The following is a 22,549-nucleotide window of genomic DNA, read 5'->3' as shown; positions in this document are numbered from 1 at the left end:
AGGGAGCCTGAGCCCCGATACAGGCGCTTCTCGATCAGCAACAGACGAACCGATGGGGAAGCAGCCCAGACGGTCATCGCCAACTATGGCGGATGTTCCAGTCCGAGAGCGCCAGCCTTCCAAAGGCTGAAGATGCCTCCCGATCATTCAGTCAGGTCGAGCATCCGGCGGGCCTGCTGCCAGGTGGCCACCGGCCGCTCGTACTTCTCGCACAGGGTCACGACGCGCTCGACCAGGGCCGCATTGGAGGGAGCCAGGGTATGACGATCGAGGCGCACGTTATCCTCGAGCCCGGTGCGGGTATGCCCGCCCGCAGCGATCGACCACTCGTTGAGCAGGGCCTGGTTGGGCCCGATCCCGGCGCCGCACCACTGGGCGTCCGGTGCGAGCCGATTCAGCGTTTCGACGTAGAAGTCGAGGGTGGGCTTGTCCACCGGCATGGCGTTCTTGACGCCCATGACGAACTGGACGTAAAGCGGCCCCTTGAGCTTGCCTTGTTTCGACAGAGCCACCGCCTGATGGATATGCGACAGATCGAACGCTTCGATCTCGGGCTTGACGTCGTACTTGAGCATTTCGTCGGCGAGCCACTCCACCAGCTGGGGCGGATTCTCGTAGACGCGGTTGGGGAAGTTATTGGAGCCCACCGAGAGGCTTGCCATGTCGGGCTTGAGGCGTAGCATGCCGCCGCGTGCCTCTCCGGCCCCGGAGCGACCGCCGGTGGAAAGCTGGATGATCATGCCCGGGCAATGGGTCCTCAGGCCTTCCATCAGCCTGGCAAACTTCTCCGGATCCGACGTGGGCGACTGATCGTCGTTACGCACATGACAATGGGCGATGGCGGCTCCTGCCTCGAAGGCCGCCTGGGTGCTTTCGACTTGCTCTTCGATGGTCACGGGAATGGCCGGATTATGTTCCTTGCGGCCCACGCTGCCAGTGATGGCGACACAGATGATGCAGGGAGTAGACATGTGTCCTCTCTTGTTATCGAAACGCTAAGATAGGGAAAACCAAGACGAGCGGCCCCACGACGGGCAGGCGACATTGGTCCCGAGCTCATCCTTGAAGTAACGGTGGGCCTGCAAGTGGAGCGAGATGCCGCAGGCAAACAGAGGCAGGCTCGAAGGCGATGCCAGGTACCGGGGTCCTACTGACGATAGGTCTGCCGATGCGGGCCGGCGAACTGACGTCCGCACCGTTTCACGACGGCATCAGGCACGCTCGCGCCGGGATGCTGACGCAGGAACAAGGAGCCGCCAGACACAGGCCGACATCACCAGACATGGGGCTCCCCGCCACCTTCATTCAGTGGCTTCCATCAAACGCATGACGACGAACCTTCAGGGCTCGACCGTCCCCCAGCCCAGTTCCTTGGCCAGGGCAAAGGCATGATTGGCCGCCGGCACGCCGGCATAGATGGCCACGTGCATCAGCACCTGACGCAGCTCCGCCTCGCTGAGGCCGATACGCTGGGCGGTCTTCAGGTGCAGGGTCAGCTCCTCGCGCCCCAGGGCGGCGAGAATGCCGGTGGTGATCATGCTGCGCTCGCGTCTCGTCAGGTCGTCGTTGGACCACAGCTCGCCCCAGGCCAGCCGTGTGATCATCTGCTGAAACGGAGTGTCCAGGCTGTTGGCATTGTGGGTGGAGCGGGCCACGTGTTCCTCGCCCAGCACCTGCTTGCGGGTCGCAAGGCCAGTGGAATAATCGACGCCCTCCGCGCCCACATCGCCCAGGTCCACCGCCATCACCGCCAGCAGCTTCTCGGCGAATCGGCTTGGCGCCTCTACCGAAGGCACGTGACCGACGCCCTCGAGCACCTCGAGCGGGGCGCCGTCGCACTCGGCCGCCAGGGCCTCCAGGGTGGCCGGTGGCGTCGCCAGGTCCTCGCTGCCACCGAACAGCTGCACCTTGACGCCCTTGCCGGAGAGCTTGCCGGTGAAGGTATCTCGCCCCAGCATTTCGCAGAGCAGCGCGTAGGACTCGTCGTCACCGCGCCCCATCTGGGTGCACCAGCCCGCCTTTAGGGCCGGCTCGGCGTCGAAGCAGGCGGCAGCGAACCAGCGCGGCACGATCTCGCCGGACATCGCCGCCAGGCCCTCGCGCCGCACACGCTCGGCCCTGGTGGTCCATAGCTCGCTGGTGCCGATCACCGCCCCGGTGTTGGTCAGGGCGGCGGAGAGCAGGCGCTCGCCGTGCTCGCTGATCAGCTGCTGCCCCACCACGCCACCGATGGAGGTACCGACGAAGTGGAAGCGGCCTGCGCCGGCGTGGTCGGCCAGGGCGATGGCTTCCTTCGCCAGTTCGGCCGGAGTGATCGGCCCGTCGCCCCAGGCCTGGCTGGCGCCGTGACCGGGCAGGTCCCAGGTCAACACCCGGTAGCGTGGCAGCAGCGCCGGCAGGACGTCGTCCCACACCGCCTGGCTCATGCCCAGCGGATGCGACAGCACCACCAGAGGGTTGGCCTCGGCGCCGAGCAGGCGATACGCGACGCTGCGTCCTTCGATATTCAGAAATGCCATGACCTCTCTCCTGTTCCTCTATACCCGTTCGATCAGGGTGGCGATGCCCTGCCCCACGCCCACACACATGGTGCACAAGGCGTAGCGCTTGCCGCTCCTGTTGAGCTCGTGGGCGGCGGTCATCAACAGGCGCGCCCCGGACATGCCGAGCGGATGCCCCAGGGCGATGGCCCCACCGTTGGGGTTGACCCGGGGGTCATCGTCGGCGACGCCGAGGTCGCGCAGACAGGCCAGGGCCTGGGCGGCGAAGGCTTCGTTGAGCTCGATCACGTCGATCTCGTCGATCGTAACGCCGCTGCGCTCGAGCAGCCGGCGCACCGCCGGGACCGGGCCATAGCCCATGATGCGCGGCTCCACCCCGCCGGTGGCCATGCCGACGATACGCGCCATCGGCACCAGGCCATGGCGCTCCACCGCCGCCTGGCTTGCGACCAGCATGGCACAGGCGCCGTCGTTGACCCCGGAGGCGTTGCCGGCGGTGACACTGCCATTGTCCTTGAAGGGGGTCGGCAGAGCGGCCAGCTTCTCCAGGGTGGTACCGGCGCGAGGATGCTCGTCGATGTCGAACACCAGCGGCTGCTGCTTGCGCCGGGGGATCTCGATGGGGGTGATTTCCTCGGCGAAGCGACCCTCCTGCTGGGCCTGGGCAGCCTTTTGCTGGGAGCGCACTGCGAAGGTGTCCTGATCGGCGCGGGAGATGTCGAACTGTTCGGCTACGTTCTCGGCGGTCTCGGGCATCGAGTGGGTATCGTGAAGCTTCTTCATCAGCGGGTTGACGAAGCGCCAGCCGATGGTGGTGTCCTCGATCTGCTGCCCCCGGGAGAAGGCGCCTTCCGCCTTGCCCATGACGTAAGGCGCCCGGGACATCGACTCCACCCCGCCGGCCAGGGCCAGATCCATCTCGCCGGCCTTGATCGCGCGCATGGCGGTGCCTACCGCATCCATGCCGGAGCCGCACAGACGATTCATGGTGGTACCGGGCACAGAGGTCGGCAGACCCGCCAGCAGCGCCGACATGCGCGCCACGTTGCGGTTGTCCTCGCCGGCCTGGTTGGCACAGCCCATGAACACCTCTTCGATGGCGCCGGGATCAAGCTCTGGCGCCTGAGCCAGCACCGCCTTGAAGATATCGGCGGCCAGGTCGTCGGGGCGCACGCTTGCCAGGGTGCCACCGAAGCGCCCGATGGCGCTGCGACGGGGATGACAGAGAAAGACGTCGGTCATGTCGGACTCCTTGGTCACCCCGCGCACTGGCGCAGGGTGTGTCGGGGAAGGGGCGAAATGGAGGTCTGGTTGGGGCTGACGGGCCGGTTACTGGCCGCTGTGGGCACGATCGGTGCGCGCCTTCAGCTCACGCAGCACCTCGAGCTCATGGGCACTGGGGACCGGCGTGGTCTCGAGTTCGGCGGCGAAACGAATGTCCCAGCCGGTGGCCTCCTTGACCTGCTCGCGCGTCACGCCGGGATGCAGCGAGACCACCGTCAGTTCACGATCCTCCGGGTCAGGCTTCATCACGCACAGGTCACTGATCACGCGGGTCGGCCCCTTGCCGATATTGGGTACGCCGTCGCGTCCCTTGCCGTCGCGGCCGAAGCCCAGGGTGGTGATGAAATCGACGTCACGCACGAAGGCCCGCGGCGAGTGCTTCAGGGTGATGAACACTTCACCTGCGTTGGTGGCGATCTCCGGCGCCCCGCCGCCACCGGGCAAGCGTACCTTGGGTGCGGTGTAGTCGCCGATCAGGGTGGTGTTGAGGTTGGCGTAGCGATCGATCTGGGCGGTTCCCAGAAAGCCCACACTGACCTTGCCGCCCTGCAGCCAGTAGCGAAACATCTCCGGCACCGACACCGTGGTCAGCGCCGACTCGCACAGTTCGCCATCGCCGATCGACAGCGGCAGCACGTCCGGCCTGGTCTGCAGGGTGCCGGATTCGTAGATCAGCACCACCTCGGGGGCATGGGTGAGCCGCGCCAGGTTGGCGGCCTCGGACGGCAGGCCGATACCGACGAAACAGGTCATGCCGTTTTCCAGCGCCCGGGCGGCGGTGACCGTCATCATCTCGCTGGCGCTGTAGTCGATTGCGGTGCTCATCGGGCGTCCTCCGCGGTGTTCATGATGTTGTCTTCGATCCAGCGGGTGAAAGCGTCACGATCGCGGGCGATGGCGTCCCACTCCTTGTAGAAGCGGTTGTCACGCGGGTAGTAGCCGTGAGCGTAGGACGGCAGCGAGCCCTTTTCGGCCACGGCGATGGCGTCGATGGCCCAGCCTGGGATCACACAGGCGTTGGGGTGGGTGTCCAGGTCATCGACGATCTCCTCGACGGTGACGATGGCGCGGCTGGCTGCCAGCACCGCTTCCTTCTGCACCCCGATGATCCCCTCGACCAGCACATTGCCGGCACGGTCGGCCTTCTGGGCGTGAACGATGGAGACGTCCGGGCGCACCGAGGGCACCGCCGCCAGGCGCTCGCCGGTGAAGGGGCACTCGATGAACTTGATCTGGTCATTGACGTTGGGCAGCTCGCTGCCGACGTAGCCGCGCAGCACCGCCAGCGGCAATCCGGCGGCGCCAGCCTCGAAGGCGCAGGCCATGGCGGCGTGGCTGTGCTCGAGAATCTCGACCTTGTGGGGCCAGCCCTTTTCCACCGCATCACGCAGGCGATGGAGCGAGCCGACGCCAGGGTTGCCCCCCCAGGAAAAGATCACCTTCTTCACGCAGCCGGCACCGATCAACTGGTCGTAGATCAGGTCCGGGGTCATCCGGATCAGGGTGAGGTCGCGCCTACGCTGGCGAATGACCTCATGCCCGGCGGCGAAAGGAATCAGGTGGGTAAAGCCTTCCATGGCGACGGTGGCGCCGTCGTGGACGTAGCGCCTTACCGCTTCGTCAAGACTCAGGATCTCGGCCATGTGGGTTGCCTCTGTTAACGATGAACCAATGCGGTGGACAGAACAGCCTTGTTCGCTATGTGAACGTAGGTTTGTTATACGAACAAGTTACTGCTGATCGTCAGGGCCGTCAAACGCAAAAAGGGCGGGAACGGCATACGCCGCTCCCGCCCCTTCACGTCCTTCTACCAATCAATCAATGTGTTAGCGTTGCTCCAGCCACTCCCTGGCCTTGCTGACCTGTTGTCGGCTGCTACCAATGTATAACGCCGGATCGGTGGCGGCCTTGAGCTGCTCGACACTGATATCGGGGGGCAGCCGGGGAGCCTCATGCAAAACCTCGTGATAAGGACGCCCCTGGCGGCGCGCGGTCTCGGCAGCCTCGGCCGCCAGCGCCTTGGCCCTGTCGCTGCCGAGGTGGGGTGTCAGCAGGCGCGCCACCGGCTCGGCCATGATCGCGCCGCCGGTCAACGCCAGGTTGGCGGCCATGCGCTCAGGATGTACTTCGAGTCCCTCCAGCAGGGTTGCCGCCTGCTCCAGCGCCCCTTCCACCAGCAGCACCGATTCGCTGAGCGGCGCCCACTCGGCGTGCCACTCGCCGAGGCCCCGTTCCAGCGGCTGAGCCACGGCACCGATGATCACCGTGGTGTGGCCGTGCACCCGACGCGACGCGCCGCGAATCAGGGCGCAGCGTACCGGATTACGCTTGTGCGGCATCGACGACGATTCGCCCATGCCAGGGGCGCTCGGCTCGCTGACTTCGCCAACCTCGGTCTGGGTCAGCAGGGCGACGTCCAGCGCCAGGCTTTCCAACGCCCCGGCGACGGCGTCCAGGGCGGTCTGCAAGGCATGGATCGGCTGGCGGTCGGTATGCCAGGGCAGTACCGGACAGGACAGGCCAAGCTCCTCGGCCAAGGCCTGCATCAGCTCGAGCCCCTGTTCCCCCCAGCCCGAGTGCACCCCCACTGCACCGCCGAACTGCACCGGCAGTCCTTCGGCGGCGATATCCCCAAGCCGGCGTCGCGCGCGCTCGAGCCCGATGCCCCACTGGGCCGCCTTGACCCCAAAGGTCATCGGCAGCGCTTGCTGCATCAGGGTACGGCCGACCATGGGCGTCTGCTCGTGGTCACGCATCAGCGCGAGAACCGCGTTGCGACAGCGCTCGAGCAGGCCATCCAGGCTCGCCAGGCGCGGCGTCAGCAGGTGCATCAGCGCCGAATCCACCACATCCTGGCTGGTCGCCCCCTGGTGCCAGCACGCCTTGAGCTCGTCCGGCAACGCCGCTCGCCCCGCCTTGACGAAGGGGATCGCCGTGTTGCCGCCGCTGGCGATGCCCCGGGCGATGGCCGCGGTGTCAAAGTCATGATGCTCAAGCGCCGCCGCCATGCGCTCGGCGCTGCCCGCTGGCAGTGCGCCGTCACCTTCCTGGACGCGCGCCAGGGCGAGTTCGAAGGCCAGCATCGAGGCCACCAGGTCATCGTCGCGACAGGCTTCCAGGGCACTCTGGCTCATGAATGGATGGCTCAGCAGGGCGTCGGACATGGCAAGGTTCCTCTTCTTCTGGGGAGCGAATGGGGCGTATCGACCGGGGCGAGTTCAAGGGGATAGCAGCGAGGAGGCAACGACAAGGACACGCGATGGCGACAGCATGGCCGCTCCACCAATAGTCGCACAGGTGTTCGCACCTCGAACAAGCATGCTAGATTATCGACAACACGGGAGCAAACCGTCGCCCACAGAAGACGAATGTCTTCTTGCCGCCATGACATCGGGGGCCGTATCCGGACGCTGCCCTGCTATCATCGTCGCTCGGGCTGTACAACGCTCTCACGTCGTGGCGCTCGATCACTGCAACACTAGATCTTAGTGACACTCGAATCTGAAAAAAGGACACCTCGATGGATACGGCACCGGCCGACGCCGCCCTGAGCCCGGATGACCGCGACTTCGTCACTGCCCTCGCCAGCGGCCTCGACGTCATTCTGGCCTTCGATGAGGCCCACCCTCGGATGACCTTGAGTGAGGTGGCGACGCGCACCGGCATGAACCGTGCTCGCGCCAGACGCTTTCTGCTGACGCTGCACGCCCTGGGCTATGTGCGCAAGGACCACCGCCACTTCGAGCTGGCGCCGCGAGTGCTCAAGCTCGGCTACGCCTTCCTGTCCGCCAACAATTATCAGCACCTGATCCAGCAGGTGCTCGAGGACATCACCACAGAAAGCGGCGAATCCTCTTCTCTTGGCGTACTCGACGGCGATGAGGTCACCTATGTGGCGCGCTCGGCGTCGCGCCAGCGGCTGATGGCCATCACGCTGTCGGTGGGCACGCGGCTGCCCGCCGCCTACACCTCGATGGGGCGCATGCTGCTGGCACAGAAGACCGACGACGAACTGGATGCCTTTATCGAGCGCACCACCCTCGAGCGCTTCACCGACAAGACGATCACCGACAAGGCTGAGCTCAAGCGCGCCATCCTCCAGGCTCGCCAGCAGGGCTATGCCATCGTCGATCAGGAGCTGGATTCTGGGCTGCGTTCGTTGGCAGTACCCGCCTTCGACGCCAACGGCGAGCTGATCGGTGCGATCAATATCAGCACCAATGCCGCCAGAATCGACCACGACACCTTGCTTGAGCGCTACCTGCCGCTGCTCCAGGGCAAGGCTCGCCAGATTCGTGCCAACGTGAGCTGATCGTCCTTGTCTGAGCGCACCGGGGACAGGCGCATATGGGGAAGTATGACAATGGCAGGGAGGCCTGAATGCTAGCGATACTCTCCATCACCACACCGATCTTTCTGCTGATCGGCGTCGGCTTTCTGGCCCGGCGCTGGAACCTGGTATCGCCGGTGCAGCTCTCCGGTGTCGCCAACTTCGTGCTGTACGCCGCGCTGCCGGCACTGATCCTCGGCGCCCTGACCCGCAACTCGCTTGGCGAAGTGATCAGCCTGCCGCTGCTGGCAGCCTACGCCCTGGGTTCCGTGGCCACCTTCGTCGCCTGCCTTTGGCTGCCGCGCAATCGCCAAAAGAAGTCCCCCACCGAGCGGGCCATCCAGGCCCTTGGCATGTCCGCCTCCAACAGCGGCTTTGTCGCCTACCCGATCGCTGCCCTGGCGCTGGGTCAGGCGGCGGCGGGTATCATCATGGTCCACACCATGATGGTCGAAATCCTGCTGGTGATTCCCGGCGCCCTGGTACTGGCCGAGGTCGGTCAGCAGCGCGACACCCGCGCCGGTGATGCTCTGCGCCAGACCCTGACCAGGCTTGTCCGCAACCCGATCCTGATCTCGCTGAGCCTGGGGCTGGCACTGGCGGCACTGGGAATACGCCTGCCGGCGACGCTGGATCGCACCATCGAGCTGCTGGCCGGCGCCGCCGGGCCCGCTGCGCTGTTCGTCATCGGCGGCACCCTGTACGGCCTCAAGATCCGCGGCATGGTCAAGGACATGGGCCAGATCATGCTCGGCAAGCTGGTACTCCACCCGCTGCTGGTGCTGGGCATGCTGCTGGCCTTCCAGACCGTCCTGGCGCCCTTGCCCCCCCTGATCTTCGCCGGCGCCATGATCTTCGCCGCCTGCCCGATGATCAGCATCTACCCGCTGATCGCCCAGCGCTTCGGCATGGAGGGCGTGGGTGCCGCCGCCCTGATGGCAAGCACGCTATCGAGCTTCGTGACCCTTAGCGTCGTCCTGTGGGCGCTGTCACACACCGGTCTGATGCCGCTGCTTGGCTGAACCTCCCGCGGTGCCGACGAGTGACTGAGGCCTGATGCCCAACCCTGGCTGACTCGCTGGCGACCGACTGCTGGCTCACGTACCATGAAAGGCATCATTTAGCTTGCTACTTTTTTTGTCGGCGCCGAATGTCGCCGTCCCGCTTCGACCGCCAACGGCCCGCCATGTCCACACCTTCATCGACACCAGACACTACGCCCCTGACGCCGCCCCAGGCCCTCAATCGCGACCGGCCGATGAAGGGCATCGCCTTCATGCTGGCGGCGGGGCTCCTGTTCTGCATGCTCGACACCGGGGTCAAGACTCTGGCCCAGGACTATTCGCCGGTGCAGGTGGTTTGGGCGCGCTACGTTGGCCATATGCTGGTGCTGACCGGCTACCTGGTCTATCTGGGACGTGGGCCGGGCATGGCCATGCTGAAGACGTCATCCCTGGGCGGCCAGTTCGTTCGTGGCCTGCTGCTGCTGGGGGCCAGCACCTTCGCCTACCTGGCCTTTCGCACCCTGCCGATCCTGCAGGTCTACGTCATCAACTTCAGCTCGCCGCTGCTGGTGACCCTGCTGGCGATTCCGCTACTCAAGGAGCGGGTCGGCTGGCGCCAGTGGCTGGCGATCCTGGTGGGCTTCGGTGGGGTGGTGATCTGCGTGGGCCCGGTGGACTGGCGCGCCAACCCGGCGATACTGCTGCCCTTCGGTCTGACCGCCTGTTTCGCCCTCTACCAGCTGTCCACCCGACGCTTCGGGCGCGAGGACCATCCCCTCACTTCGCTGTTCTACGCGGGCCTTGCCGGCGCCCTGGTCAGCTCGGCCGTGGTCCCGGCCTTCTGGACCCCGGTGGCACTGGGGGATCTGCCGCTGTTTGTCTTTGTCGGCCTGATGGGCGCCGCCAGTCAGCTCACGCTGATCCTGGCCATGCGCTACGCGCCGGCCTCGCTGGTCTCGCCCTTTCTGTACCTGCAGATCGTCTGGGCGGCGCTGTTCGGCTTCATCTTCTTCGGCGACGTGCCACGCCCGGAGACCTGGATCGGCGCGGCGCTGATCAGCGCCGCCGGAATCACCCTGGCGCTGACTCGGGGGCGCGATCGCTAGGGCAGTCCAGCATGTCCTGGACCCGCACTCGCATCCCGGTGCGCGCGGCACGATCGCAAGCCAGGGTCGCCGCCAGCGTCATCAACCCATCCCGCGCGTCGATTACCGGTGCCCGCTCACCCCGCACCACGTCGATGAAGTGCGCCATCTGGCGTGGGTAGCAATCATGCCGGAGCGGCTGCAACCGCCGGCGATAAAGCGGGTTGCGCCAGTCCTCACCCTCCTGGTGGTGCCATAATTCCATGGTCGGCACACTTAGACAGCCCAGGCTGCCGCCGATCTGGTAGCAGGGCTCAGGCTGGTGAGGAAACACCGGCGACTGGCCCGATGCCACGTCCCACATGAAGGGCGATGGCACGCTATCGCTGCCGACCAAGGTGCCGATGGCACCATTGGCGAAGCTCAGCGACACGGCGAAGCTATCTTCCACCTCAAAGCCTCGCGCCTGGTTGGCGGTCATCGCCTGGACACTGTCGATCTCGCCGCACAGGTAGCGCAGACAATCGATATCGTGGACCAGATTGTTCAACACCGGCCCCGCCCCGAGCTTCCGCCGCCAGGCTGGTTCGAAGTAACCGTCATGCTTCTTGCACCACCAGACGCCGTTGACGGCGACCAGCCGGCCCAGCTCACCTGCGTCGATGGCTCGGCGGGACTCGATCATGTCAGGACTGTGACGGCGATGGTGGCCGATCAGCATTGCCACACCGCTGGACTCGCTGGCCTCGGCCAGCGCCAGGCCAGAGGCCAGACTGTCCGCCACCGGTTTCTCCATCAACACCGGCAATCCTCGCTCAATACAGGCAAGTCCGGCGTTCAAGTGCAGGGCATTGGGCAATGCGACGATGACGGCGTCCAGCGATTCCTGTTCCAGCAACGCCTCGTAGCCCGTGTAGCAGGGCACACCAAAGGTTTTGCCTAGTTCGCCGGGTGCAGCCGACTCGACGGCGACTGCCACCAACTGGCAATCTGCGGAGTCCTGGACCAGAGCAATGTGCTCGCGACCGATCATGCCGGCGCCGAGCACGGCGATACGCAAAGGCTGCATGACGACTCCTTCATCAGTGGCCGGATAGCCGATGCGACGCCCTCGACCACAGCAGGCCTCTCGTCGCCGCCAGCGTTGCTTGCTCCTGAAAGAGGACGATCACCCCTTCCTGATCACTGCATCCAGGGCGGCGTGGTAGCCCTGACTGCCGAGCCCTGCGATGACGCCATCGGCACGCAGCGAGACGTAGGAGTGGTGGCGGAAGCTCTCGCGCTTGTGCACGTTGGACAGGTGCACCTCGATCACCGTGCCGTCGAAGGCGTTCAGGGCATCGAGGATCGCCACCGAGGTGTGGGTATAGGCTGCAGGGTTGATGATGATGGCGACAGTGCCATCGAGACGCGCGGCATGGATGGCGTCGATCAGCTCACCTTCGTGATTGCTCTGGCGACTGGCGAGCTCCCAGCCTTCGAGCACTGCGTGCTCACGCAGCGCGTTGTCGATATCGGCCAGGGTCTCGTGGCCGTAGATCTCTGGCTGGCGGGTACCCAGCAAGTTGAGGTTGGGGCCATGCAGGACCAGCACCTTGCCACTCATCAAGGATTCTCCTTCAACAGTTCACGCCGGTAGTGGGCGAACAGGGAAGCGGCCTGCTCATCGGCAGCGGCACGCTTTCGCTCATCCTCACAGAAGTGCTTGAAGGCGTCCACGCCCTGGAACACGAACAGGCTGACACCGCTCATCACGCTGGCACCGGCTTGCCTGGCCGCTGCCACGAACTCGGTCACCGCAGGAACGTAGACGGCATCAAAGATCCAGTGATGGGAGCGCAGCAGCGCGGGGGCCAGCGGGCAGCCCGGGCTCTTCTCGTGGCCAATCGGGGTACAGTTGACCAGGCCGTCACAGTCGGGCGCGACCCGGTCCACGTCATCTGCGGTCACCGCCCGGGCGGAAAAGCCGAAACGTCGCAGTTCCTCGGCCAGTTGCTCGGCCTTGGCCGCTTCCAGGTCCACCAGCAACACCTCACTGGCGCCAAGCCGGGCCACACCGAAGGCCGCCGCCTTGCCGACACCACCGGTACCGATCAGCAGGACCCGGCCGGGGGGGCGTTCCCCCAGGGTGGCGCGGTAACCGCTCATGAACCCGGTGAAGTCGGTGTTCTCCGCGTGAATGCCATCGGCCTCGAACACCAGGGTATTGGACGACCCGACCATTCTCACGCCTTCGCTGGCGCTGCTGGCCAGCGCCACCGCGCGCTCCTTGAAGGGATAGGTCACGTTGACCCCGCGATAGCCGGCGGCGATCAACTCGCTGACCTTGTCCTCCAGCGAGTCGATGGGGACTTCATTGGCGTCGAACAGGTCATAGGTGGTCGCGATGTCTGTCAGCTTGCCGAGCCGAACGTGCAGGTCCGGCGAACTGGAGTGGAGGATGGCCTTGCCGATCAAGCCTAGTTTCATTGCTGGTCTCCCGGGCGCGGGCCCATTGAAAATCAAACCGCATACGTTGTCGGTGTGACTGCTTCAGGACTGCGCCGACTGGGCGGCCAGACGAATCCCGGCGTTGGCCTCGCCATAGCGCTGGTAGGCACCGCGACGCTCGACGATCTCGAAGAAGAAACGTCCAGCGAAGGTGTCGGTGTAGGCATGCAGGAAGTCACCGCTGTCGTTGCGGTCGAACAGGATATTTCGTTGCCTGATGGCCTCGATGAAGTCCGGATCGAGATCGAAGCGCGCTTCCAGGTCATCGTAGTAGTTGGGCGGAATGCGCAAGAGCGGCAGGCCACGGGCGTGGAGTTCATCGACGCTGGCCAGAATGTCGCTGCTCTCGAAGGCGATTTGCTGAACGCCGCCGCGGAACTCGCTGAGAAAACGGCCCGGCAAGGTTCCCTGGGCCTGAGACACCGTCAGTGGCACGCGAATGCTGCCATCGGAACTGTTGACCGCCTGGGACACCATCATCCCATGGGGATCGACGATCTCGTTTTCGGTGTCAGCCTCGAAACCGAGCACGGTGTGGTAGTAAAGTTGCCAGCCCAGCAACTGCGGCGCCGGCAGTACGTAGGAAAGGTGATCGATGCGCAGCAATCCGGCCTCGTCGCGACGGGCCTGATCGAACAGCTCGAAGTCGGTCTGCCACTGCAGATCTCTCGCAGCGTCCTCGTCGACCAGATAGATCAGGCTGCCCTCGACCCCGCGCAGTGCCGGAATCTCCATCTCGCCCTCACCCACCTGACCACGGTATACCGGCGCCTTGAAGGCCCTGGCCCGGGCCAGCGCGGCATCCACGTCATCGACACGAAAACCGACGGCACACACCGAGGTGCCGTGCAGCAGGCGAAAGGTGTGGGCAAAGCTGTCTGTCTCGAAGTTCAGCACCAGGTGGATGTCGCCCTGCTTCCACAGCTCGACATTCTTCGAACGGTGGCGGCCCACATGGCGAAAGCCCAACGCTCCGATGAATTCTCCCAGCGGCGCGGCGCTGTCTTCGTCCAGCGTAAATTCGATGAAGTGAACGCCCTCATAGCCACTGGCTGACGGAATCTCGCCAGCCCAGGGGCCCTCTGGCACCAGGTTCTCCAGATAGATCAGCGAGCGCATGCCATCCTTGGCGGTCACGTCGGCGGGCGCGGCACGAAAGGCGTCGGAAAATATCTCGTGGGACAGCGGGCCGTCGTACCCGGTCTTCGCCAGCGCCTGCATGAATGATGTCAGCGGCAAGCGCCCCTGCCCGGGGAAACAGCGGAAGTGGCGGCTCCACTGCAACACGTCCATATCCAGCAGCGGGGCGTCGGCGACCTGAACGAAGAAGATCTTGTCGCGTGGGATATCCGCAATAGCGGCAGGGTCGTGCCCACGGGACAGGATGTGGAAGCTGTCGAGTACGACCCCCAGGGCAGGATGATCGGCACGCCGCACCAGTTCCCAGGCATCACGGTAATCCGAGACATGACGTCCCCAGGCCAGCGCCTCATAGCCGATGCGTAGTCCCCGCGCCTGGGCGAGGCTCGCAAGCTCACGCAGGTCCTCGACGATACGATCGCTGTCCGCCAGAGACTGCGGCGACACGTTGGAGCACACCAGCATGAAATCGGTGCCGAGCTTCTCCATGACATCGAACTTGCGCTGGGCCCGAAGCAGATTTTTCGAGCGGGCCGGCTCTGGCATGCCTTCGAAGTCGCGAAACGGCTGAAAGGCAACGATGGCAAGCCCCAGACGCTGACACAGTTCGCGGATGTCGGCGGGTGAGCCATCGAAGGAAATCAAGTCGTTTTCAAAGATTTCCACGCCGCCGAAGCCGGCGCGAGCGATGGCCTCAAGCTTGGAGCGAAGATCACCGCTGAGGCAAACCGTGGCGATGGAGCGCATGCTGTCCTCCGGGCATCCGTGACTGTCGCCTGGACGCATTGGGTAACAAGAATATCGCCAGGCGCTGCGGGATCTGACACTACGTTCATGCTGCCCACGAGTTCGCATAGCGACTTTATGTTCGCATTATGCACGACAATCGCCCCCCTTTGGCAAGCACATCGACTAGGCCAAAGGTATAAGTCGTCGAAACCAACCGACGCGGAGCCCCGCCGTGTCCTGGCCCCGGCCTATGGGGCTGGGTCGCGCCCTGTCATACCCAGGGACGTCCACCGACCGTAGCAACGGGCATTATCCTTTTGTCGCACCTCCCCTTCACAAGGCACCATTCCACCATTCAAAGCATGCAACCATGGTCGTAGATGCCCTTCACATACGTTGACTCTCCACCGGCCCACCTCTACTGTTCGTATAAAGGACTTTGGTTCGCAAAGCGAACGCCCTGATCATTTCTACGATCTCGCTACAGGATCTCGAATCGCATCACGCGTTCACCAACAGGCCCAGCCATAGCAGCTACATATTAAGGTAGGGCCAAGCGGGAAAAGCCTCCCGCCATATCAACAAGACATCCCCGGAGGACTGCATGCCCACCACAACGCTGAAGACACTGACCGCCGCCATTGCCCTTGGCTCCCTCGGCCTCGCCGCCAGCGCTCAGGCCGACTACCCCGAGCGTAACCTGACCGGCACCATCCAGTGGGGTGCCGGTGGCGCCACCGACAACGTCGCCCGCAGCCTGACGCCCCATGTCGAGGAAATCCTCGATGCCAGCGTGGTGCTTACCAACCGCCCCGGCGGTACCGGCGTGATCGGCATGAACCACGTCATGACCCAGCGCCCGGACGGCTACAACCTTCTTTACGGTGCCGAAAACCCCCAGCTCTACCCGATCATGGGACTGGCCAACTTCAGTTATGACGACATGCACACCGTCAATATCATCGGCCAGGGCCTGGTGGTCATCGCCGCGCCGGCGGACAGCCCCTTTGACTCCTTCAGCGAGTTGATGGCCCACGCCAAGGAAAATCCTGGCGAGTTGCGCATGGGCGGTACCGGCGCCGGAGGCCTGCCGAGCACCGTTCACGCCATGATCAACGCTGTGGATGAGCTCGATGTGCGCACCGTCACCTTCGGTGGTGACGGCCCGGGCATCACCGCCATGCTCGGCGACCACATCGACTTCATGCCGCTGAGCCTGGCGGCGGTGGGCGAGCAGATCCGTAGCGGCAAGATGAAGGGACTGGCCGTCGTGACCGGCGAGGAGATCGAATCGCTGCCCGGAGTGCCGCCCATCACCGAGGCACTGCCCGAAATCGAGAGCTTCCTGCCGTGGGGGCCGTTCTGGGGCGTATTCGTGCGCGAAGAGACCCCGGATGACGTCAAGACCGTGCTCGAAGACGCCTATGCCAAGGCGGTAGCCAACGACGACTTCCAGGCCTTCCTCGAGAACTTCGGTGCCGAACCGCTGAACCTCAAGGGCGAAGAGGCCGAGCGTTATCTCGACAACTGGCAGTCGGTCACCGCCTGGTCGATGTTCGAGGCGGGCAGCGTCGACACCTCGCCGGAGGACCTCGGCATCGCCCGTCCCGGCGATCAGGCCGCGGCCACCGAATAAGCCCAGCCGACCACAGCGGCCAACACCGGCGCTGCCCTGGGCAGCGCCCTTCCCCGACCGGCACCGGCGTGCGCGACACGTTCGGTGCCTGGCGACAGGACTCAAGGCAGGCGCAACGGTAACAGTCTCGACAGCTCGCTGGCTCGAGCCCCATCGAAAGCGCCCCGTCCTGGGATCCCTGACACGAGACCCCTGCCATGAACGACGAACACCCTTCCGATACCCAGGAGTTTGAGGTCGTCAAGCCAGGCGAGAAGGTATTCGACTGGCTGCTTTTGCTGTTCAGCCTCGCCTTCCTCTACGAGGCCTACCGCATCGACGGTATCCCTTCCTTGAATTCTCCCGGCTCCTTTCCCATTGGGCTTGGCCTGATCATGCTGGCTTCCTCGGTGGTGATTCTGGTGAGCCACCGACGCAAGCGCCGCCCACAGGAACTCGGTAGTGCCGGCGACGAGCTCAAGGCCTTTGTCGGCGAGCACTTCAAGGCGCATATCGTGGTCTTCTCGCTGATCGCCATCGCCTATCTGTTCGCCATCGCCTGGATCAGTTTCTACGTCAGCACCTTCATCTTCCTGGCGCTGATGTTCATCTACTTTCGCGGCGGCAAGGTGGTGAGCTCACTGATCATCTCCGGCGTTTCCATCGCCATCATCTACGCGCTGTTCACGCTGGTGTTCCGCGTCTACCTGCCGTGAGCCCGGAGGCCCCATGAACGACACCTTCGCCTACTTCGCCATGGCCTGGCTCGACCCGCAGCTATTGCTGTTGACCGCGCTCGGCACCCTCGGCGGCATCTACATCGGCGCCATCCCCGGCCTGTCGGTGACCATGGCCGTCTCGATCCTGATTTCCTTTACCTTCACCTGGGACATCAACAATGCCCTGGCACTGATGGTCGGCATCTACGTCGGCGGCGTCTACGGCGGCTCACGTACCGCCATCCTGCTGAACATTCCCGGCGCGCCCTCCGCGGTGACCACCGCCTTCGATGGCTACCCGCTGGCCCAGAAGGGCGAGGCCGGTCGCGCCATCGGACTGAGCACGGTGATGTCGGTCATCGGCGGTCTGCTCGGCACCCTGGTGCTCGCCGGAACCGCACCCTACCTGGCCGACATGGCCCTGGAATTTGCCCCGCGTGACTACTTCTTGATCGCCGTGCTGGGTCTGCTGCTGGTCAGTACCCTGTCAGGAAAGTCGCTGGCTCGTGGCATCTTCTCGGTGGCGCTGGGCGCCGCCATCGGCCTGGTTGGCCTGGACATGGTCACCGCCACGCCGCGCCTGACCATGGGCAACATGCAGTTGATGGGGGGCATCCACTATGTGGTGGTGATGATCGGTCTGTTCGGCGTCGCCGAGGCGTTCTACCAACTGCACAATCTCAACAAGGTGCCGGTGAAGCAGAAGGTCGACAAGATCATTCCCCCGCTCAAGATGGTGCTGAAGTTCCTGCCGCTATCGGTGCGCACCGCCATCATCGGTGTCGTCGTCGGCGCGCTGCCCGGCACCGGCGGCGATATCGCCTCGCTGTTTGCCTACGACCATGCCAAGCGCACGGTGAAGAACCCCAAGGTACCCTTCGGTGAAGGCGCCTACGAAGGCCTGGTGGCACCGGAAACCGCCAACAATGCCGCCGTGGGTGGGGCCTACGTGCCCATGCTGACGCTGGGCATGCCGGGCGACGCGGTCACTGCGGTGATCATCGGCGCCCTGGTCATCCACGGGCTCAATCCCGGGCCGATGCTGATGATCGAGACGCCGCACATCTTCTGGTTCACCGTGGGCAATCTGGCCCTGGCCAACATCTTCCTGCTGATCTTCGGGCTCACCGGTATCAAGGTGTTTTCCAAGGTGGTGGAGGTACCCAAGGCGATCCTGATACCGCTGATTCTGGTGCTGTGCGTGGTCGGCACCTACTCCATCAACAGCAACATGACCGAGGTGTACTGGATGCTCGGCTTCGGCATCCTCGGCTACTGGCTCAAGGTATTCAATTTCCAGATGGGACCGATCATCCTCGGCGTAATTCTCGGCCCGCTGCTCGACGAGACCTACCGCCAGGCCATGTCCTCGGTGGGCGACAGTGGCGGCCAGTTCCTGCTGGCGCTGATCACCAACCCGCTGTCGTTGGTGCTGACCACCGTCATCGCTCTGGTGCTGCTCGGCCAGACCCCGGCCAAGGCCTGGGTCAACGGCAAGCTCAAGCGTCAGGCGTAAACAGGCATGGTGAAAGGCGCAGTGGCTGGCTTTTTGTCGACCATGGTGTCGGCCTGCCCCCAAAGACACAGGGCGCTCCGCGCGCCCTGTATCTTTTATGGTGATGTTGAACCTTGCTGATGGAGCGCCAGTGATCCCTGACCGCTTTACTCCCCGCATGCTGGTGTTCGACTGCGATGGGGTGATTCTCGACTCCGCTCGACTCAAACGCGCGGCCTTCGCCGCACTCTACGACGACCAGGCGGCGCCGGTGCGACAGGCGGTGGCAGCCTACCTGGGGCGGCGCGGCGGCCAGCCCCGCGAGGTGAAGTTTCGCCATATCGAGGGCCAGATTCTCGGCCGTCCGCCGAGCCAGGCGAGAATCGCTGAGCTGTGCCAGCGCTTTCGTCAGCGCATGCAACGACTGATGGCCGAGGCGCCGATGATTGCCGGCGCTCAGGAGGCCCTCGAGCGCTGGAAGGGAACCTGCCCACTGGTGCTCCTGTCCGCTACACCCCAGCAGGAACTGGCCGACTGTGTCACCGAGCGTGGACTGTCACGCTACTTCGACGACGTCATTGGCGCGCCCCCCGACAAGGTGACCGCCCTGGGCAATCTGCTCGCCAGACAAGGGCGCGGTGGCGACACTCAGGAGCTGGCCCGGCGCACGGTGATGGTCGGCGACTCCTACAACGACTACCGCGCCGCACGCTCCAATGGCACCGCCTTTGTCGGAGTGGGTTCACCCGGCGAAGCCTCGCCATTTTCCATCGATACCACCATCATTGAGGACCTTCATGGGCTGGACCAGGCCCTGGCAGGTCTGACGCTTTAGCGAAAGGAGCAGGCGTGATGGGCTTCGCTGGTCGCGTCCGCCACCGGGACATCAAGCTGGCACCTCGCAGCTGACGTCCCTTCGTCCCTCAGCAGACTGAAAGACGAAAACGCCGCCATGGTCTCCCATGGCGGCGTTCTTGTGGCGGGGCGTCAGGTTGAACTAGACGGAGAATCAGCGCGGTCCAGCGTGCATGAAGGCCAGCTCACCCCTGTTCAGGCTCCAGCCAGGCTTTCCAGGCGTCGATGATGGCCCGGCGGTGGTCCTTGAACGCCTCGACGTCGCCCCGGGCGCTTTCCCGCGTCAGCGCAGCGCGGTGGTTGGCGCTGCGCGCGGCCAGGTAGGCGTCGCGCAGCGCCTGGGCCTCGTCGGCCTCGAGATGGTCGGTCTCCTCCAGGGTCTCGAGGATGCGCATGTTGTCGCTGAAGCGCATCAGCTCGGGTGTCTGGTGGGATAGCGCCAGCACCGCGTACTGGCACAGGAACTCGATGTCGACCATGCCGCCGGGATCGTGCTTGAGGTCGAAGGTATCGTCGGAGCCCTTCGAGCCCAGGTGATCGCGCATCTTGTGGCGCATCTTGACCACCTCCTCGCGCAGCGCCTCGCGATCGCGCTCGCGGCCGAGGATCTCCCGGCGCACCTCTTCGAAGCCTTCGGCCAGGGTCGCGTCGCCGGCCACCACCCGGGAGCGCACCAGCGCCTGGTGCTCCCAGGTCCAGGCCTGCTCGCGCTGGTACTCGGCGAAGGCCTTGAGCGGGCTGACCAGCAGACCGGAGTTGCCCGAGGGGCGCAGCCGCATGTCGACCTCGTAGAGCGAACCGGCCGGCGTCACCGCCGACAACAGGTGGATGATGCGCTGGCCCAGCCGGGTGAAGAACACGGTGTTGTCGATGACCCGCTTGCCATCGGTTTCGCCCTGGGAGGCGCAGTCATGCAGGAACACCAGGTCGAGATCCGAGCCGTAGCCAAGCTCGATGCCGCCAAGCTTGCCGTAGCCGACAATCAGAAACTCCGGCGCTTTACCGGCGCGCTCGCCGTCCTTGCCCAGTGGATAGCCGTGCTTGCGGGTCAGGGTCTTCCAGGCCATGGCCAGCACGGCGTCGAGGATCACCTCGGCGATGTAGGTGAGGTAGTCGCTGACCTTCATCAGATGGCGGGTGCCGGCGATGTCCGAGGCCGCCACGTGCAGCACCTGGGCGTGCTTGAACACCCGCAGTGCCTCGAGCTGGGCTTCCTCGTCGTCCTCGGGAATCCGCGCCAAGGTCTGGCGCAGCTCGTCGGCCAGGCGCGCCTTGTCCGCCGGGGTGTAGAGGGTGTCCGGGGTCAGCAGCTCGTCGAGCAGGATCGGGTAGCGGGCGATCTGTTCGGCGATCCAGGGACTTGCGCCGCACAGCTTCATCAGGTGGCCCAGGGCGTCGGGGTTCTCGCGCAACAGCGCCAGATAGGCGGTGCGCCTGAGCACCGCCTCGATCAACGGCAGCACCCGCTCAAGCGCCGCATCCGGGGCCTCGCTCTCGGCCACCGCGTCCAGCAGCATCGGCATCAGTGCATCGAGGCGCTCGTAGCCCACCCGCTGCATGGCCTGAACCTGGCGTGACCCGGCCAGTCCCTTGATTCGCTTGAGTGCGGTGGCGGCATCGTCGAAGCCGGCGTCCTGCAGTGTCGCCTGGGCCTCGTCATCGTCCGGCTCGCCGCGCCATAGCTGGCGCCAGGTATCGAGACTGGCACCCTCGTCGACGCCATCTTCCTCGACCTCGTCCTCGGGGTCGCTGATGACCGCGTCGAAGTGCTTGCGCACCCGCCCACGCACCTCATCCAGGCGCGCCATCAGCGCCGGCCAGCCCTGGGCGTTCATGGCCAGCGCCACCCGCTCGCGGTCGAGGTCGTCGTCGGGCAGCGCCTGGGTCTGGCGGTCCTCGAGGGCCTGGATGGCGTGCTCCAGGTCGCGCAGAAAGGCGTAGTCCGGCAGCAGTTCGTCGATCACTTCCTGGGGCAGCAGGCCCAACTCCGGCAGCCGCTGCATGGCGGTCTTCAGCGAGGTTACCTGCAGCTCCGTATCCCGCCCGCCGCGGATCAGCTGAAACGCCTGAACGATGAACTCCACCTCGCGGATGCCGCCGGGCCCCAGCTTGATATTGCCCTGCATGCCCTTGCGACGGACCTCGCGATTGATCATCGCCTTGAGTTCGCGCAGCGACTCGATGGCGCCGAAGTCCAGGTACTTGCGGTAGACGAAGGGGCGGATGCTCGACAACAGCTCGTAGCCGGCGTCGATATCGCCGGCCACCGGGCGCGCCTTGAGCATGGCGTAGCGCTCCCACTCGCGGCCCTGATCCTGGTAGTAGCCGGCCAGCGAAGAAAAGCTGCCGACCAGGGGGCCACCGTCACCCAGCGGGCGCAGGCGCATGTCGACGCGAAAGACGAAGCCGTCGGCGGTCACCGGGTCCAGCGCCGAGATCAGCTTCTGACCGAGCTTGGTGAAGTACTCGACGTGGTCCAGCGACTTGCGCCCACCCTGGGTCTCGCCCTTCTCGGGGTAGGCGAAGATCAGATCGATGTCGGACGACAGGTTCAGCTCGCCGGCGCCCAGCTTGCCCATGCCGAGCACCACCAGGCGCTGTTCGCTGCCGTCCTCGCGCGGGGCCGGACGCCCCCAGCGGGCCTCGACAAAGCGCTCGAGCCAGCCAAGCGCCCCTTCCAGGCAGACCTCGGCCAGGCGCGACACCGCGGCACCGGTGGCCCAGGCGTCGACGCCCTCGGGACGGTTGATGTCGCGCCACACGATGGCCAGCATGCGCGCGGCACGAAAGCGCCGAATCGCCGCCTGCATGGCGGCTTCATCCTCGGCGGCCTCGAGGCCCTCGTCGAGCAGCTGCCTAAGCGCCTCGGGCGTCAAGGCACGATCCAGCTCACCGCTGGAGTCCAGGCAACCCAGCCACTGGGGATGGCGACACAGGGTCTCGCAGGCGAACTCGGAGATCGCCAGCACCCGGGCGAGCTCGACCCGACGATGGGGCTCCAGCGCCTGATAAAGTTCGCCGGGGGGCTCATTGCCGCTCATTTCGGCGACGTTGTCTGCCTGTTCGAGCCGCGAGGCAAGGCGCTCCCAGGCGGCATCCAGGGCACCGACAAGGGCGGTGGGGATGTCGTCTCGGGGCAAGAAATCCTGGCTCAGCTGCATGGCGGCTCTCCTTGTTCACTCGTCGCCCCCGTGCGCAGATCACGGCGGGCCTGGGCCTGTGCTCCTCCCCTGAGCATACTCAAGCCCGGGCCTGTGAGCACGGTCCCTTAGGCCATCAGGCAAGCCCGGGCGTGTGAGCAC

The 22,549-nt window shown here is 65.1% G+C and carries 18 protein-coding genes; 7 read left to right on the top strand and 11 right to left on the bottom strand.

The window, feature by feature from the left end; all coding sequences use genetic code 11:
- Positions 1-143 precede the first annotated feature (143 nt).
- From C9F12_RS07320 to C9F12_RS07295, 6 genes are all read right to left on the bottom strand, one after another.
- Entirely contained in the window at positions 144-971 is an 828-nt protein-coding gene (locus C9F12_RS07320; protein ID WP_108448470.1) for a 3-keto-5-aminohexanoate cleavage protein, read from the bottom strand.
- A 369-nt stretch (positions 972-1,340) separates the two neighbouring features.
- Positions 1,341-2,519 (bottom strand): alpha/beta fold hydrolase, encoded by a 1,179-nt coding sequence (locus C9F12_RS07315; RefSeq protein WP_108448469.1) that lies wholly within the window; start codon positions 2,517-2,519, stop codon positions 1,341-1,343.
- An 18-nt stretch (positions 2,520-2,537) separates the two neighbouring features.
- Positions 2,538-3,743: a 3-oxoadipyl-CoA thiolase gene (pcaF, locus tag C9F12_RS07310; RefSeq protein WP_108448468.1), complete on the bottom strand. Its 1,206-nt coding sequence runs from the start codon at positions 3,741-3,743 to the stop codon at positions 2,538-2,540.
- Positions 3,744-3,830: 87 nt separating this feature from the next.
- Complete coding sequence (locus C9F12_RS07305; RefSeq protein WP_345840291.1) at positions 3,831-4,598, bottom strand: CoA-transferase subunit beta; 768 nt, start codon at positions 4,596-4,598, stop codon at positions 3,831-3,833.
- 8 nt (positions 4,599-4,606) lie between these two features.
- A complete protein-coding gene (locus C9F12_RS07300; RefSeq protein WP_108448466.1) occupies positions 4,607-5,428 on the bottom strand; it encodes a CoA transferase subunit A in 822 nt (273 codons plus the stop codon).
- A gap of 183 nt (positions 5,429-5,611) precedes the next feature.
- A complete protein-coding gene (locus C9F12_RS07295) occupies positions 5,612-6,949 on the bottom strand; it encodes an adenylosuccinate lyase family protein (protein ID WP_108448465.1) in 1,338 nt (445 codons plus the stop codon).
- Positions 6,950-7,305: 356 nt separating this feature from the next.
- Between C9F12_RS07295 and C9F12_RS07290 the strand changes: the two genes are divergently transcribed.
- The 3 genes from C9F12_RS07290 (at position 7,306) to C9F12_RS07280 (ending at position 10,225) form a co-directional block, all read left to right on the top strand.
- Entirely contained in the window at positions 7,306-8,097 is a 792-nt protein-coding gene (locus tag C9F12_RS07290) for an IclR family transcriptional regulator C-terminal domain-containing protein (RefSeq protein ID WP_108448464.1), read from the top strand.
- Between the two features lie 68 nt (positions 8,098-8,165).
- Positions 8,166-9,137: an AEC family transporter gene (locus tag C9F12_RS07285; protein WP_045991421.1), complete on the top strand. Its 972-nt coding sequence runs from the start codon at positions 8,166-8,168 to the stop codon at positions 9,135-9,137.
- 164 nt (positions 9,138-9,301) lie between these two features.
- On the top strand, positions 9,302-10,225 hold the full coding sequence (locus C9F12_RS07280) for a DMT family transporter (RefSeq protein WP_108448540.1): 924 nt from the start codon (positions 9,302-9,304) through the stop codon (positions 10,223-10,225).
- On the opposite strand, the gene C9F12_RS07275 is transcribed toward C9F12_RS07280, so the two are convergent.
- The 4 genes from C9F12_RS07275 to C9F12_RS07260 all read right to left on the bottom strand — a co-directional run bounded on the left by C9F12_RS07275 (position 10,191) and on the right by C9F12_RS07260 (position 14,581).
- On the bottom strand, positions 10,191-11,273 hold the full coding sequence (locus tag C9F12_RS07275; protein WP_108448463.1) for a Gfo/Idh/MocA family oxidoreductase: 1,083 nt from the start codon (positions 11,271-11,273) through the stop codon (positions 10,191-10,193). The two genes, C9F12_RS07280 and C9F12_RS07275, sit on opposite strands and share 35 nt — an antisense overlap.
- 99 nt (positions 11,274-11,372) lie before the next feature.
- The gene (gene aroQ, locus C9F12_RS07270; RefSeq protein ID WP_108448462.1) at positions 11,373-11,813 is read right to left on the bottom strand and encodes a type II 3-dehydroquinate dehydratase; all 441 of its coding nucleotides are present in this window, start codon (positions 11,811-11,813) and stop codon (positions 11,373-11,375) included.
- Positions 11,810-12,673, bottom strand: a complete 864-nt coding sequence (locus C9F12_RS07265) for a saccharopine dehydrogenase NADP-binding domain-containing protein (RefSeq protein WP_108448461.1) — start codon at positions 12,671-12,673, stop codon at positions 11,810-11,812. Before C9F12_RS07265 ends, aroQ begins: the two co-directional genes overlap by 4 nt.
- Positions 12,674-12,736: 63 nt before the next feature.
- Positions 12,737-14,581: a sugar phosphate isomerase/epimerase and 4-hydroxyphenylpyruvate domain-containing protein gene (locus C9F12_RS07260; protein ID WP_108448460.1), complete on the bottom strand. Its 1,845-nt coding sequence runs from the start codon at positions 14,579-14,581 to the stop codon at positions 12,737-12,739.
- A 586-nt stretch (positions 14,582-15,167) separates the two neighbouring features.
- Here C9F12_RS07260 and C9F12_RS07255 point away from each other — a divergent pair.
- The 4 genes from C9F12_RS07255 to C9F12_RS07240 all read left to right on the top strand — a co-directional run bounded on the left by C9F12_RS07255 (position 15,168) and on the right by C9F12_RS07240 (position 19,227).
- The gene (locus tag C9F12_RS07255) at positions 15,168-16,199 is read left to right on the top strand and encodes a tripartite tricarboxylate transporter substrate binding protein (RefSeq protein ID WP_108448459.1); all 1,032 of its coding nucleotides are present in this window, start codon (positions 15,168-15,170) and stop codon (positions 16,197-16,199) included.
- Positions 16,200-16,396: 197 nt separating this feature from the next.
- Complete coding sequence (locus tag C9F12_RS07250) at positions 16,397-16,894, top strand: tripartite tricarboxylate transporter TctB family protein (protein WP_108448458.1); 498 nt, start codon at positions 16,397-16,399, stop codon at positions 16,892-16,894.
- A gap of 13 nt (positions 16,895-16,907) precedes the next feature.
- On the top strand, positions 16,908-18,413 hold the full coding sequence (locus C9F12_RS07245) for a tripartite tricarboxylate transporter permease (RefSeq protein ID WP_108448457.1): 1,506 nt from the start codon (positions 16,908-16,910) through the stop codon (positions 18,411-18,413).
- A gap of 130 nt (positions 18,414-18,543) precedes the next feature.
- On the top strand, positions 18,544-19,227 hold the full coding sequence (locus tag C9F12_RS07240; RefSeq protein WP_240184195.1) for an HAD family hydrolase: 684 nt from the start codon (positions 18,544-18,546) through the stop codon (positions 19,225-19,227).
- A gap of 205 nt (positions 19,228-19,432) precedes the next feature.
- On the opposite strand, the gene glnE is transcribed toward C9F12_RS07240, so the two are convergent.
- Positions 19,433-22,408: a bifunctional [glutamate--ammonia ligase]-adenylyl-L-tyrosine phosphorylase/[glutamate--ammonia-ligase] adenylyltransferase gene (gene glnE, locus C9F12_RS07235; protein WP_108448455.1), complete on the bottom strand. Its 2,976-nt coding sequence runs from the start codon at positions 22,406-22,408 to the stop codon at positions 19,433-19,435.
- Positions 22,409-22,549 lie beyond the last annotated feature (141 nt).

Origin of the sequence: Halomonas sp. BN3-1, assembly GCF_003056325.1 — a bacterium.
Taxonomy (GTDB): domain Bacteria; phylum Pseudomonadota; class Gammaproteobacteria; order Pseudomonadales; family Halomonadaceae; genus Halomonas; species Halomonas litopenaei.
The sequence above is the reverse complement of the archived record's forward strand: the minus strand, read 5'-3'. Positions and strand labels throughout refer to the sequence as shown.

Coding starts and splice junctions, on each gene's coding strand:
- C9F12_RS07295 (WP_108448465.1), bottom strand. CDS start 6,949: ATGTCCGACGCCCTGCTGAGCCATCCATTCATGAGCCAGAGTGCCCTG.
- C9F12_RS07320 (WP_108448470.1), bottom strand. CDS start 971: ATGTCTACTCCCTGCATCATCTGTGTCGCCATCACTGGCAGCGTGGGC.
- C9F12_RS07300 (WP_108448466.1), bottom strand. CDS start 5,428: ATGGCCGAGATCCTGAGTCTTGACGAAGCGGTAAGGCGCTACGTCCAC.
- C9F12_RS07290 (WP_108448464.1), top strand. CDS start 7,306: ATGGATACGGCACCGGCCGACGCCGCCCTGAGCCCGGATGACCGCGAC.
- pcaF (WP_108448468.1), bottom strand. CDS start 3,743: ATGACCGACGTCTTTCTCTGTCATCCCCGTCGCAGCGCCATCGGGCGC.
- glnE (WP_108448455.1), bottom strand. CDS start 22,408: ATGCAGCTGAGCCAGGATTTCTTGCCCCGAGACGACATCCCCACCGCC.
- C9F12_RS07285 (WP_045991421.1), top strand. CDS start 8,166: ATGCTAGCGATACTCTCCATCACCACACCGATCTTTCTGCTGATCGGC.
- C9F12_RS07280 (WP_108448540.1), top strand. CDS start 9,302: ATGTCCACACCTTCATCGACACCAGACACTACGCCCCTGACGCCGCCC.
- C9F12_RS07275 (WP_108448463.1), bottom strand. CDS start 11,273: ATGCAGCCTTTGCGTATCGCCGTGCTCGGCGCCGGCATGATCGGTCGC.
- C9F12_RS07245 (WP_108448457.1), top strand. CDS start 16,908: ATGAACGACACCTTCGCCTACTTCGCCATGGCCTGGCTCGACCCGCAG.
- C9F12_RS07260 (WP_108448460.1), bottom strand. CDS start 14,581: ATGCGCTCCATCGCCACGGTTTGCCTCAGCGGTGATCTTCGCTCCAAG.
- C9F12_RS07315 (WP_108448469.1), bottom strand. CDS start 2,519: ATGGCATTTCTGAATATCGAAGGACGCAGCGTCGCGTATCGCCTGCTC.
- C9F12_RS07250 (WP_108448458.1), top strand. CDS start 16,397: ATGAACGACGAACACCCTTCCGATACCCAGGAGTTTGAGGTCGTCAAG.
- C9F12_RS07255 (WP_108448459.1), top strand. CDS start 15,168: ATGCCCACCACAACGCTGAAGACACTGACCGCCGCCATTGCCCTTGGC.
- C9F12_RS07265 (WP_108448461.1), bottom strand. CDS start 12,673: ATGAAACTAGGCTTGATCGGCAAGGCCATCCTCCACTCCAGTTCGCCG.